Origin of the sequence: Alteromonas sp. LMIT006 (assembly GCF_024300645.1) — a bacterium.
Lineage (GTDB): Bacteria > Pseudomonadota > Gammaproteobacteria > Enterobacterales > Alteromonadaceae > Opacimonas > Opacimonas immobilis.
This window is the reverse complement of the sequence record NZ_CP101291.1, coordinates 31,390-44,494: the sequence shown is the minus strand read 5'-3', so window position 1 is coordinate 44,494 and position 13,105 is coordinate 31,390. Positions and strand designations below refer to the sequence as shown.

The following is a 13,105-nucleotide window of genomic DNA, read 5'->3' as shown; positions in this document are numbered from 1 at the left end:
ATATATGATCAAACGTGACTTCTACTAAGGCAACAGTGTGATCAAGCGATTGGAAAAAAAAACGACATTATTAAGGGGTTTGTTTCGCTACTACTAGCGGCTTACTGTATAATCTCGCGCTTACGCAAATCCGCTCGCAACATCATCTGGAATAACTCGTGATTACTACTGCAAACATCACCATGCAATTTGGTGCGCAACCCTTATTTGAAAATATCTCTGCTAAATTTGGTAATGGTAACAAGTACGGCCTTATTGGCGCTAATGGCTGTGGCAAGTCCACCTTTATGAAAATATTATCGGGAGAGTTAACGCCCTCTTCAGGTAATGTTTCGATTACACCCGGTGAACGTTTGGGGATATTGAGTCAGAACCAGTATGCGTTTGAAGAATATTCGGTGGTGGATGCAGTGATCATGGGCGATACTCAGCTCTGGCCAATCAAAGTGGAGCGTGACCGCATCTACAGTCTACCTGAAATGTCCGAGGAAGACGGTATGCTTGTCGCGGAGCTTGAAACGCAATTTGCGGAGCTCGATGGTTACACGGCGGAGAGTCGGGCAGGGGAGTTATTGATTGAAGCTGGGATTGCGGAGGAATATCATTTTGGTTTGATGTCGGAGCTGGCGCCTGGCGTAAAGCTTCGTGTGTTATTGGCACAAGCGCTATTTGCTGACCCCGATATTTTGTTGTTAGATGAACCGACCAACAACCTCGATATCTACACCATTAACTGGCTTGCTGATGTGTTAAATGACCGCAAGTGCACTATGATCATTATTTCGCACGACCGACACTTCTTGAACCGCGTGTGTACCCACATGGCGGATATCGATTACGGAGAGCTACGTATTTATCCAGGTAATTACGATGAATACATGGCCGCGTCAATGCTCGCCAAAGAGCAGCTGCTCAACGAAAACGCCAAGAAGACCGCTGAAATGGAAGAGCTCAAAGCCTTCGTTGCACGCTTTTCTGCCAATGCGTCGAAAGCCAAACAAGCGACCTCTCGTGCCAAACGCTTAGAAAAAATCGAACTTGCAGAAGTCAAACCATCTTCTCGCCAAATGCCATATATTACGTACAAACAGCATAAAAAACTCCATCGTCAGGCCCTTGAGCTAGAAAAAATCAGCCATGGCTTTGACGGAGAAACCTTATTTACCTCCGGAGATATTTTGCTCGAAGCGGGCGCAAAACTTGCGGTGATTGGCGAAAACGGCGCAGGTAAATCCACATTCTTAAAGTGCTTAGTCAATGAAATCAGCGCGAATGCTGGTGTGGTGAAATGGTCTGAAAACGCCACGATTGGGTATTGTCCACAAGATAACTCAAAAGATTTCGCTAACGATTTGACCTTATTTGAATGGTTGTCGCAGTGGCGTACCCCACAACATGATGATTTGGCGGTTAGAGCGATTTTAGGCCGATTATTATTTACCTCAGATGAAATTAACAAGAAAGTGTCCGTTTGTTCAGGTGGAGAAAAGAACCGCTTGATGTTTGGTAAGTTGATGATGCAGGACATCAATGTTTTGATTATGGATGAGCCTACTAACCACATGGACATGGAGTCGATTGAGGCCCTCAATAAAGCACTCACTGACTTTGACGGTACGTTGATTTTTGTGAGCCACGACCGTGAGTTTGTGTCGTCGCTCGCCGACAGTATTATCGAAATTAGCGAGCAAAACCTACATTATTTTCAAGGCTCGTTTGATGAGTATATGAGCCATAAACAGCTGAGTTAATTCTAGGCTAGGCAAATCTGATAACCTTTGTTATTGTGCGTATCATCATAATAACAAAGGTTTTCTCTATGACCGTTCTTGGTACCCCTTTTTCTCCCTCTACAAGCAAAGTTTTACTATGTGGCTCAGGCGAGCTTGGCAAAGAAGTTGTGATTGAGCTCAAGCGTCTCGGCTGTGAAGTCATTGCCTGTGATAGTTATGTCAATGCACCAGCGATGCAAGTTGCGGATCGCTCTCATGTGTTTTCTATGCTGGACGGGGCTGAACTACGCCGCGTAATTGAATTAGAACAACCTGATTTTGTTGTCCCAGAGGTGGAAGCAATTGCCACCGCCACCTTATTAGAATTAGAAAGCGAGGGCGTTAATATTGTTCCAAGTGCTAAAGCTGCTCATCTCACCATGAATCGCGAGGGGATTCGCAGACTGGTTGCTGAAGAGCTCAAAATCGCAACGTCTGACTATCGCTTTGCTGCAGACGAATCGGAGTTTCATCAAGCAATTGAAGCAATAGGCTATCCTTGCTTTGTCAAACCCATTATGAGTTCTTCTGGCAAAGGCCAATCTTTAGTGAAAGCCGCTGATGAGGTGAAAGGCGCGTGGGATTATGCGCAACAAGGCGGGCGTGCGGGACAAGGTAAGGTGATTGTCGAGGGCATGGTGGATTTTGATTATGAAATTACCTTACTCACGATTCGGCATATTGATGGTACCTGTTTTTGTGCACCCATCGGGCATCGTCAATCCGGAGGGGATTATCAAGAATCTTGGCAACCTCAAGTCATGTCCGATACCGCATTACAAAAAGCACAAGGCATCGCAAAACAAGTGACCGATGCGCTGGGTGGTCGCGGTTTGTTTGGTGTTGAATTGTTCATTAAAGGTGATGAAGTGTACTTTAGTGAAGTATCACCACGCCCCCACGATACTGGTATGGTGACGTTGATTTCCCAAAATCTGAGTGAGTTTGCTTTACATGTGCGCGCGTTTTTGGGGCTACCGATCCCCAATATCGAATTATACGGACCATCTGCCTCGGTTGCTTTGGTGGTTCAAGGTCATAGTGAACAAGTGGCGTTTTCTGACTTAGCGCTAGTCTTGAGTGAGGCGCAAACCGATTTACGCATTTTTGGAAAGCCAGCCGTCTCGGGTACTCGGCGCATGGCTGTCATGTTAGCACGAGGGGAGAACTGTGATGAGGCCGTTGCGAAAGGACTGCGTATGAAACAAAACTGCCAAGTGAAACTTTAAACACAATATAACACAATAAAAATATAAAAGAGGTGCTTATGAAATTTCGATGGACTGGATCGGTCATTCTACTGTTTGTGAGTGTGTTACTAGGGGCGGCTAGTGCATCTGAAAAAACCGCTTGGGTAAACGCCAACGGCTATACCATTGGTGCAGATGGAAAACTCACTCAGTTTCGTCAGATGATGATAGAAGACGATAAAATTGTTGCGATAGGTAACGCAATCGCGATTCCAGAAGGGGTTCAAGTCATTGATGCACAAGGTAAGACGGTGTTACCAGGTTTGATTGATGCGCATGGCCATATCTTAGGTTTAGGACAGGGTCTCTTTGAAATCGATTTACGTGGTACACGTTCTGAAGCAGAAGCCGTAAAGCGCGTGAAGGATTTTATTGGTCTGAACCCACAAGCTGACTGGGTAGTTGGCAGAGGTTGGAATCAGGTGTTATGGGATAATCAGCAATTCCCCTCAAAAAGCAGTTTAGATGCGTTAAATATCGATAAACCCATAGTGTTATCACGCATTGATGGGCATGCATCTTGGGTAAATAGCGCCGCCTTACAAGTGGCAGGGATTGATTCTGCAACGACTTCTCCTAGTGGTGGCGAAATTGTGAAAGATGCACAAGGCCAGCCGACCGGTTTGTTGATTGACAATGCGATGTATATCGTTGAAAAAAACATTCCACCCGTTGATGACCGTTTGTTAGCAAAATATTTGGATAAAGCGTCTGAGCATTTACTGAGTTTGGGGATCACCTCTGCTCATGACGCCGGGATCAGTGCGCAAGTGGTAGATTTCTTTACGCGCTCCGCGCCTGATTTGGATTTTCGTATCTATGCTATGATTGCCGCAACTGATCCGCAGTTGTCACAGCTGTTGCAAAAAGGTCATATCGCAGATGACGCAGGCATGTTGAGCATTCGCAGTGTTAAGGTTTATGGTGATGGTGCATTGGGCAGTCGGGGAGCGGCTTTAATCGCACCGTATTCGGATGATCCAGATAATGTGGGTTTGTTAGTAACTTCTGAAGAAGCCATGCCAGACTTGTTTCGCGAGGTCATTGGCGCTGGATTTCAGCTTAACTATCATGCAATTGGCGATAGAGCGAACCGCCTTGGCTTAGAAACGTTTGCACAGACGTTTAAGATTTTTCCTGAGAACAACGCTCGTCATCGAATCGAACATGCTCAGGTGATTGCGCCCGAGGACCTCTCTTTATTTCCTAAATATGGCATCATCGCCTCGATGCAACCGACGCATGCCACATCAGATATGAATATGGCTGAAGACCGATTGGGCAAACATCGCTTACAAGGCGCCTACGCCTGGCAAACGCTACTAGAGATGGGGGCGGATATTGCGTTTGGCTCCGATTTTCCAGTCGAATTAGCGAATCCGTTTCATGGTTTACACGCTGCGATCACTCGTCAAAACGCTGAAGGAAAGCCTAAAGGTGGATGGTTAGGACACGAGGCAGTCACCCGTGAGCAAGCATTTAAAGGCTTTACCTTAGATGCTGCTTATGCCGCATTCCAAGAGGACATGATTGGTTCGTTAGAAGTAGGAAAACAAGCGGACTTTATCGTCATTGACCGTGATATTTTTACCGTGGACGAAGGGCTGATCCGAGATACACAAGTACTGGAAACTTGGGTCGCAGGAAAGCGCAAATATTAAAAAGATATAAAAGGGAGCGTGAAGCTCCCTTTTTCTATAAATTAACGAAACAATGAGTATTCCTTCATAAAAGTGAAATTTATAAATATAAATAATACTCTTTATAGGTTATTTGTTTTCAAGCAAGCGCACTTCCCTTTGCGGAAATGGAATTTCGATACCATGTTCGCGTAATGTTTCAAAAATAATGAGATTCAAATCCCCGCCGACCCGGTTTTTGCCATCGTCAATCCCTTCGATCCAGAACTCAACAAACAAATTCACGCCACTGTCACCAAATGAGTCGATTTCACAATCAGGGCGCAGTTCAATTGCAATATCTTCGCCACTCAAAACCTGAGGGTGCTGTGCAACTGCCTCTTTTATGATTTCCACAACATGCCTAATATCGGTTTTGTACGCCACAGAAAAATCCACGCGATAGCGCTGTAGTGGGTCTTTGTGTGACCAATTGATAAAGGTGCAGCTGATAAATTTTTCATTGGGCACTACGATGTCTTTTCCGTCATAGGTTTCAAGGATGGTGTAACGCATTCTAAATTCGCGTACCCACCCCTTGCTGCCATCATCTAGTTCAATGTAATCACCAACGGTAACGGATTTGTCAATTAAAATAATAATGCCTGAAATAAAGTTCGACGCTATGGACTGTAAGCCCAGACCGAGTCCGACACCTACTGCACCACCAAATACAGCGAGGGTTGTCAGGTTTATACCCAACAGTTGTAATAAGGTAATGGCGACAAAACAAAAGATAAGCACTTGATAGACTTTACTCAACACTTCTTTGGTTCGTACATCAAAGCGTTTTTGGCGCTTGATTGTATTGATACCTCGACGGTTGATCCAAATACCTGCCCAAATAACCAAAGCTCCTAAAAATAAGGCCCTAGACACATCCAAAACCGATATAGATACAGCACCAAGGGATAGGGAAATGGAGTCTAGATATAATAAAAATTCGTTTAACGTGTCGAGCATGATGCTTCCTTTTGTCGCTTTTGCGCATTATTGACTAAAATGCGTTTTTCACAAAGTATATTTTGTGAAATCAGAGCTTTTGACCAGTAGGCACAAGAATAGCGTTCGGTATCATTAAATCACTGGATAATACACCCCAAGAGAGAACCATAGTGCAATTGATTCCGACTACTTCCAAAAGTAACTATAACCATATATCGTCGTCTCCTAAAAAACGCATTACCTTGTTTTTTTCAGAGGAAGAATTTACGAATGTTGAGCGAACCTGTCTTTACCTGAATTCAAGTGCGCGTCCACTATTAAAAGAAATCGTGATTAAAGAAATTGAGAGATTACATGAGCAACGTGAAGCGCACAGTGACTTTTGATTACTCTCCATGCAAGGTCAAGACCAGTGTTCGTGGTGATGCATGATCTCTATGTTCCCCTAAATATATTCCTTGCCATGTACCAAGTAAAAGTTTGCCATTAGCGACGGGAATAGTTACAGATGAACCAAGGAGACTCGCTTTAAGGTGTGCCGGCATATCATCTGGGCCTTCATAGGTGTGGCGATAATAGGGTTGGTTTTCAGGAGCGATGACATTGAAGTGCGATTCAAAATCGATTCGCACGGTCGGATCGGCATTTTCATTAATGGTGAGAGATGCACTAGAATGCTGGATAAATACATGTAAAAGACCTGTTTTACACAGTGCTAGCTGAGGGATTTGAGAGGCTATCCTATCTGTAATGAGGTGAAACCCCCGTTGATAAGCTGGTAAAGTAAGTTGATGCTGCACCCACATGAAAATGACCTAGTAAAAATACGTGTTAATAAGATACTATGCTACTGCTCACTAGGCGTTGACTCAAGTACCTGATTCGATTCTGTTTCGGAGCGAGTGCCCCGCGCGATCTGGTAAAATACATCCAATGCATTATGTGCACCGCTGGTTGCTTCGATATAAAGGTTGGGACGATATTGATAGCGCAGTCCCCATTCGGCAATTTCTTCAAACACGCCAACTCGATATTCGACACTCAGTCGCTCATTGAGCTTACCGCTAACACCTATTTGGGTTTGCTCGCCAGCACCTTGAGTCGACAATTGTAAGTTGTCCACCCCTAATGAACTACCCAAGCGCGACAATGCACTCTCGCTTTGCCCCAGACCAAAACCGAGCAGGGCATTAGTAATCACCACAGACGAGTTTTCATCTGATGCAGCATTGAGCTCTTTGCCGCGAATCAGGTAAGACAAAATATTGGGATTTTCAAATTCAGGTTCACTGAATAGCTCTGCGCGTAAATTCTGGCTCAAACCTTGAACTCTAATCCCTGCAATGACGTCTTCGTTCATGGTTTTTGGGTTGCGAATGGCTTCTAGTGATATATATGGCAAACCAACCGGACCCGTAAAATTCAACACTCCGCGCCGCACCAATAAATCTTGACCATATGCTTGGTACAAACCATCAGTTAGATTGAGATCCCCCAATACCGCTAAGTTTGTGCCCTCAAGGCGTACGTTTAGCGCACCATGTAGAGATGTGGCAAAGTCAAACGCCTTTAATCGTACTTTTTGACGTTTAAGTGGGTCGATGATGGCATTGATATCAAGGTTAATGCCAAATGGCATACTGAATTTATCACTTTCCTCAAGGCTAAAGATCTGTTTTTGTGGCTGGATGAATACAAGGTCAGGGTGTGATTGAATATGTGACTCGGGCAGTTTATCAAGCTCAAGATTCAGTGCAGGTACTATGACCACACCGTTAATATTCAAATCATTATCGAACTGTCGTAACGCAATATTTGCTGAGGCCAACCCACTAAAATCCTCAAACATAGGCACTAAGTCAGAGAATATTGCTAAATTTACTTCTTTCAACTGAGCATACACGGCTAGCGTATTTAGGAAGTCGATTTCAAGTTCAATTTGACCTAAATTTTGGCCGGTAATTTGCCCACGTGAACGGATTTGAGCCGTACTGATAGGCTGTTCAATATCCCACTTTACGTCTCCCTTAATTTGAGCTTCTTCTAAAACAAATTGCAAAGTTGGAGTTAGTGCCCAAGTACTTGGTGATACCCGTAAATTGGTATTTGCTTTGAGCTGATAGTCCTTCCATTGCAAGCGCGTTTCTAGCGCAACTGATGCATCGGTGTGAATTTGAATTGGCGTAGTTAAATATCCGTTTACCAAATTGAAAATTTCAGCCAGTCCAGTGTCATCCAAAATAATCTCTGCTCCTAAATCCATCTGCTCAAATACCAGAGGATCAAGCGTAACGGATAATCTACTCACCCTATTATTTGAAGAATATAAATCAATCTGCACTGGAGAAAGAGTCAGTGTTTGACCATTCAACGCACTGCTAAAAGAGGCTAATTCCAGATTTTCCTCACCGTAACTCAGGTTGAGCTTGGAAATGTCTATTTTTATCGCATCATTAAATAGCTCAGCGGTCATGTCATTATGCACTGATAGTGGTTTACCAAGTTCACCAGTAAGTGTGTGACGCAAGGAAAACGAATCTTGGGTAATTGAAATATCAGCCGTATAGGTATCGAGTAAAAAGCCTTGCCAATAATTTTTAAGAGGAGTGCCCTGAATGCGCCATTGAAACAGATCACTTTGTTGGTTTAGAGCGAACTGCGTCGTAACAGTGAAGGCCAGACTCTCTCTAGCGTCGATTAGGAGGTTCAATGGTATGTACGTATTGCCTAGGCCAACACCGCAATCTTGCGTGTTTAATTGAGTAAGACTTACCGATAGCGAACAGTCAATATTGATTCCAGTAATCGCCAATTTATCTTCTTGAACTACGTGCTCTAAAAACACATCAATCTCTGCTTTAGCTTGATAGCGATTGCCCTGTATGATTAAGATACCTGGGGCAAGGTCAATCTGAATATCATTTATTTGTTCTACAAATCTATCCCAAGTCAGAGAGACATCGACGGGTATGGCTCTATCAGTCAAATCAACTCTTAAGTGCCCATTACTTATGAATTGGCCAGTGGTGTCAAATGCAATTGCTGGCGAGAGCAGATAGCCATCTAATGCAAATACAACATTTTCAATCGGCAGTGAAAGACCGTTGATGTATAAGCTAAGATCCGCACGCACATTATAGTCTGGTCCAAGAGTCGCGTTACCATTAAGCTCCCCATATTGGTTACTGACAAGTATCGATTTTATGCTGAGTTGTTCAGTCAGTGCAAAGTGACCTTTAACCATACTCTCAGGTATAACGGATGTTTGGTTTTGTACTACGGCAAACGAACTGATAGAGAGTGCAATGTCTTCTGCCAATACAGGCCAAACTAGTTTTGGCAGTGCGTTTTGCAGTTGCTCGGGGCTAAACTCGAAGTCAGTGGTTTTGGAGAGCGTTGTTTGATAATACTGAACGGCCTGGAAAATCGTTTCAATTCCGGTCTCTATTTGCTCAATAATTGCTTCTTTTGAGCTAAAGTCGAACGATGGGGACGGTGCTGCAGCTATTGATGAAAGCGGTTGACTATCAGGTAGATAAACATGTAGCTCGTCACCTTGGATTTGCGTAGGATAAATGACAATGCCATTTTCCAGATTAATGTTAACCAGAGCAGACCAGTTTGCTAAATTGATGGTGGTATTATCTTCAAGCTGAAAACTGGCTGATTCAATAAACAGTTGTTCCAGACAAATTTGCTTTTGCCATAGACAAATGGGCGATAGCGCAAAGTCTAGTTGCGTGATCTGTCCCGATAGAGCTGGATGCGCGACACGGACATTACGCCAGCGCATACCATGAAAAATCGTCCCATCAATCTGTTCAACGCTGACCCAATCTATGCGTTCAAGGGCTTGCTTAATCGCTAATGTACCTAAGTTTGAATTAAGCAAACCAACCAATAAACTTAATGTTACAAGGGTTAAAGCAAATAGGGTCCATAGCAAGCGTCGTAGCCAGCGCCAATGCGGGGGAGTGACCTGTTTTGCAACAGCATTGTCTGTCGTCATAATACCGGCCCCAACAAAATGTGCAGTCGCCAAGTAGACTCTGCAGTACTGCTGCCTCGGGCAGCATACAAACGCACAGGGCCCAAGGATGAGCGCCAAATCGCCCCCAATCCAACACTAGAGGCAGACAAGGATTGAGCATTGTAACTGATTTGAGCCGTATCGAAGAATCCGGCTACGCCCCATGAGTCATTAATTTGATATATGAGTTCTTGTTGGGTCGATACGCTTTGCTCGCCACCAAGCAAAGCACCATTTGTATCTCTAGGTGCGATGTCTTTGTAGCCAAACCCACGAATGCTTTGGTCACCGCCCAAATAAAAGCGTTGTTCGCTCGGAGTACGAGTAAAATCATCTGTGTCCATCCAGCCTGCGCGCCAGATCCCGAGCCATGTCCAAGCGCTTGATAATGGTCTTAACCACTTGGTTTGAGCCGTAAGACGATACACCGTAAAATCACTCAATAAACTATTCTGAGCAGTTTCTAGCGTTAGATCATGTCGCTCACCGGTTGACGGAAATAACATATCGTCGGTTTGTAAATAATGCAAACTCCCACCTAAGTACCATAATTTAGTGTTGGCATTGACATCCGCTTGGGTAAAGTCTGAGTATGTGTACCGAGAAAATATACTGGCATGCCAGTCGTTAAGGCGTTCATGAAAATGACCGACTGGGAAAAATCGGGTTGCCCCTAAACTCAAGGATAAGCCTTCGCTGTCATTGAAGTCAGTTCGTTCAAGTCCAAGTTGATAGTTAATGTATTCGCGATTTGGATTAGCCAAAGGGACCTTATACGTCGCGCTGATTTGTTGCTCGGGAGCGGATACTTTGGAGGATAAGCGTATACTATGACCACTGTCATTTAATCTGGCGCGTTTCCATGAAACCGACGCGCGTGGACCGACATCGGTTGAGAAGCCGATACCGTATTCGACTTGGTGTTTGGGCTTTTCAGTTAATGTGGCGATGAGATTAATTTTGCCATCACGTCGATTGGCCAGGTCTGGCCGGATTTGTACCGTTGCAAAATACCCCGAGCGATTTAAGGCATTGCGCATCTCGTTGATACGTTCCAATGCATAGGGCTCACCTAGCTTGAGCTCAATAATATTATTGAGTAAAGCTTGATTGATGGTGTTAGCAGGAAGTTCCAATGCATTGATGACATATCTATCGCCAAACTCAAAATCATAGCGCAAAGTGATATCACGATTGTTTTGTGCGACGACAATCTGACTTTGACCCATTGTGATATCAAAATAGCCACGTGCAATTGCTAGACTGTAAATATCATCTTTGAAGGCAGTATAATGTTTTTGACTAAAACGCTTGCCAACGTGTTGCGTCAATTCTGTATAGCGTTTGGTGAGCACTGGGTCGTCATAGAGTGCTGAATCGGCGTCAACCTCAATGGCATAAAGCTGAGCGCGCTCGCCCAACCGCAGAGTGGCCGACCAAGTATTACATTGGGTCGAACTGCTCATCTCCAACTCAGTAAATTGAGCATCGAAATACCCAAACGCATGAAACGAATCGAGCAATAAACTACCCAAAGACTGGCGCTGTTGGGCAAGCTCGAGAGGACTGATTGAGTCACAATCAGCGAAGCCCGAGTAGGTCTTTAACGCGATTTCAATGTTGTTTTTAACCTCTGATGGAGGGGGGTGGTGCCATTGTATATTGACTTGAGCTACTGCTAGAGAAGTCAAAAAAAGGCAACTCCATGCCCAGAATTTCATATTCTTACTCCGTGTCGTTCATCACTAGTTTGATAAACGTCATGTCACGCCAATTATGATCGTCTTCGATTTTGTTTTGAAAAGGATGCAGCGTAAAGTGCATAACTTCTTGTTTGGGGTTTACGACAAAGTGTACAAAGGCATCAGATGCCGCGTTTTGATTGTCCCAACGCACGACCCAAGAGTGATCAGCAAAAGGCTCTAGCGTGCCAGTGAGGGTAGCCATTCGTTCAGATACTAGACGAATGGTATTTTGCTCATCTGCAAATACCCGCATGGTGCCGTACCACTCACTCTGGTATTCACCAAAATAAGCAGACGCTGCCAGGTTGACTTTTCCTCTACCTTCGGGTTTTTCACCATATTGCTCGAGCCATCGTGCTTCGGCTTTGGCTTGCCGCTCAACATAATAATCTACCCAATCCATCGGTGGCGCCTCAGGCATTACTGATTTAATGATACTTTGCATAATAGATGAACGCACACCATAATTGGAACCGTTATTGAGCACGACCACGCCGAGTTCAAATTCTGGAATTAACGCTACATAAGCCTGATATCCTGAAAGTGTTCCGGTGTGAGACAGCATCTCATAGCCGTAGATGTTTTCTTTGCGCCAACCAATGCCATAAGCTCTAAAATGGGTTTTGTGCAGATTGCGAGCGGTACTCGAAACATTCAATAAGGTGTGAGAACGCCACATATTGGCTAATGCTTTGCTACTGAATATCATTTCGCCATTTGGGGCTTTGGCATCGTTTAACAGCGCTTCGATCCATTTGAGCATCCCATCAACATGGCAGACCAAACCGCCTGCGGCGGCGGACATCAGCTCTTTGCCTTGAATTTCGTTGCGTGGAATGGGATAAATCCCACGTTCGTCATTATGACCATACCCCTTTGCCACATTGTTTAAAGCATTTAATGGCATATCACCAGCATAACACTCCATGTCTAGAGGTTGGAAAATCCGCTCGTCAATAAATTGCGCCCACGGCATTTGGGCTACTTTTGCCACGATTTCAGCTGCGGTGATATACAGTACATTTGAATAACTATAGGTTTGTCTAAAGGAAAAACGCGGGGTTAAATAACGTAAATTATGAATGACTTCACCGCGAGTGAATCCTGACGGTTCAGGCCAAATCATCGCATCCCCTGCACCGTCATCAAGGCCACTGCGATGAGTGAGCAAATCAATGATACGAAATTCTCGAGTGACATACGGATCATGCAAGCGAAAATCTGGCAAGTGATCTATCACGTGGTCATCCCATGCTAATTTGCCTTCATCCACCAAAATTGCGACTGACGCAGCGGTAAACGCTTTTGAAGTGGACGCTAAGCGAAAGTAAGTAAACGGATTGACCGGTAATTCATTGGCTAAGTCGCGATGGCCATAACCTTGGGCATGCACGATTTGACCTTGGTGACTGATGCCAACCGCGACGCCTGGGGTGTGAAACGTTTGTAGTGCTTTATCAACAACTCTTCTGAGTGAATCAGGGGTAATAAGCTCTGGGTTGGGGTTTGGGTGAATAGATGTGATTTGTGTTGCCAAATTATGGCTAAGCTTTGCCTCTTGAGCAGTGGCGGCAAAACCACATAGCAAACCTAAAGAAACCAATCCAATTGACCAACGACCCAGCATAATATCCCTCTATTCATTCTCTGTTTATAGAGTACTAGAGGGATGCTGAAATGCCAA

General features: G+C 44.4%; 7 protein-coding genes and 1 pseudogene. 3 read left to right on the top strand and 5 right to left on the bottom strand.

The window, feature by feature from the left end; all coding sequences use genetic code 11:
* Nucleotides 1-158 precede the first annotated feature (158 nt).
* The 3 genes from NLG07_RS00170 (at nucleotide 159) to NLG07_RS00160 (ending at nucleotide 4,683) form a co-directional block, all read left to right on the top strand.
* Nucleotides 159-1,751 (top strand): ABC-F family ATPase, encoded by a 1,593-nt coding sequence (locus NLG07_RS00170; RefSeq protein ID WP_254855682.1) that lies wholly within the window; start codon nucleotides 159-161, stop codon nucleotides 1,749-1,751.
* 68 nt (nucleotides 1,752-1,819) lie between these two features.
* A complete protein-coding gene (gene purT, locus NLG07_RS00165; protein ID WP_254855681.1) occupies nucleotides 1,820-3,001 on the top strand; it encodes a formate-dependent phosphoribosylglycinamide formyltransferase in 1,182 nt (393 codons plus the stop codon).
* Between the two features lie 38 nt (nucleotides 3,002-3,039).
* The gene (locus NLG07_RS00160; protein WP_254855680.1) at nucleotides 3,040-4,683 is read left to right on the top strand and encodes an amidohydrolase; all 1,644 of its coding nucleotides are present in this window, start codon (nucleotides 3,040-3,042) and stop codon (nucleotides 4,681-4,683) included.
* Nucleotides 4,684-4,791: 108 nt separating this feature from the next.
* Here the strand turns inward: NLG07_RS00160 and NLG07_RS00155 are convergent.
* The 5 genes and pseudogenes from NLG07_RS00155 to NLG07_RS00135 all read right to left on the bottom strand — a co-directional run.
* Nucleotides 4,792-5,631, bottom strand: a pseudogene (locus NLG07_RS00155) (mechanosensitive ion channel family protein); the annotation flags it as partial.
* Between the two features lie 401 nt (nucleotides 5,632-6,032).
* Nucleotides 6,033-6,452, bottom strand: coding sequence for a secondary thiamine-phosphate synthase enzyme YjbQ (locus NLG07_RS00150; RefSeq protein WP_254855679.1), 420 nt, complete (start codon nucleotides 6,450-6,452; stop codon nucleotides 6,033-6,035).
* A 41-nt stretch (nucleotides 6,453-6,493) separates the two neighbouring features.
* Nucleotides 6,494-9,688 (bottom strand): translocation/assembly module TamB domain-containing protein, encoded by a 3,195-nt coding sequence (locus NLG07_RS00145; RefSeq protein ID WP_254855678.1) that lies wholly within the window; start codon nucleotides 9,686-9,688, stop codon nucleotides 6,494-6,496.
* Complete coding sequence (locus NLG07_RS00140) at nucleotides 9,652-11,397, bottom strand: autotransporter assembly complex family protein (RefSeq protein WP_254855677.1); 1,746 nt, start codon at nucleotides 11,395-11,397, stop codon at nucleotides 9,652-9,654. Before NLG07_RS00140 ends, NLG07_RS00145 begins: the two co-directional genes overlap by 37 nt.
* A 4-nt stretch (nucleotides 11,398-11,401) precedes the next feature.
* Complete coding sequence (locus tag NLG07_RS00135) at nucleotides 11,402-13,048, bottom strand: serine hydrolase (protein WP_254855676.1); 1,647 nt, start codon at nucleotides 13,046-13,048, stop codon at nucleotides 11,402-11,404.
* Nucleotides 13,049-13,105 lie beyond the last annotated feature (57 nt).

What these genes read in the sequence shown, in the direction of transcription:
- purT (WP_254855681.1), top strand. Translation starts at nt 1,820, where the DNA reads ATGACCGTTCTTGGTACCCCTTTTTCTCCCTCTACAAGCAAAGTTTTA.
- NLG07_RS00160 (WP_254855680.1), top strand. Translation starts at nt 3,040, where the DNA reads ATGAAATTTCGATGGACTGGATCGGTCATTCTACTGTTTGTGAGTGTG.
- NLG07_RS00150 (WP_254855679.1), bottom strand. Translation starts at nt 6,452, where the DNA reads ATGTGGGTGCAGCATCAACTTACTTTACCAGCTTATCAACGGGGGTTT.
- NLG07_RS00140 (WP_254855677.1), bottom strand. Translation starts at nt 11,397, where the DNA reads ATGAAATTCTGGGCATGGAGTTGCCTTTTTTTGACTTCTCTAGCAGTA.
- NLG07_RS00135 (WP_254855676.1), bottom strand. Translation starts at nt 13,048, where the DNA reads ATGCTGGGTCGTTGGTCAATTGGATTGGTTTCTTTAGGTTTGCTATGT.